The sequence below is a fragment of the Streptomyces alkaliphilus genome (genome assembly GCF_014141535.1).
GTDB lineage: Bacteria > Actinomycetota > Actinomycetes > Streptomycetales > Streptomycetaceae > Streptomyces > Streptomyces alkaliphilus.
This window is the reverse complement of record NZ_VKHT01001796.1, coordinates 1-294: the sequence shown is the minus strand read 5'-3', so window position 1 is coordinate 294 and position 294 is coordinate 1. Positions and strand designations below refer to the sequence as shown.

The following is a 294-nucleotide window of genomic DNA, read 5'->3' as shown; positions in this document are numbered from 1 at the left end:
GCTCGTCACGCCCGTGGGGACGGTTCTCACGGTAGGGAGGTCGCCCACCCCGGTCACGGTCACGATCACCGGAGAACGAACGCCGCTCACCCTCATCACGCCGGAAACCACCCGGACGATCATCACGACGCTCGTCACGACGGAACCCACCCGGACGATCATCACGACGCTCGTCACGCCCGTGGGGACGGTTCTCACGGTAGGGAGGTCGCCCACCCCGGTCACGGTCACGATCACCGGAGAACGAACGCCGCTCACCCTCATCACGCCGGAAACCACCCGGACGATCATCAC

General features: G+C 66.3%; 1 protein-coding gene. It reads right to left on the bottom strand.

The features are described from left to right. A partial coding sequence (locus tag FNQ90_RS28780) for a hypothetical protein (RefSeq protein WP_182608627.1) occupies positions 1-294 on the bottom strand: 294 nt, incomplete at both ends.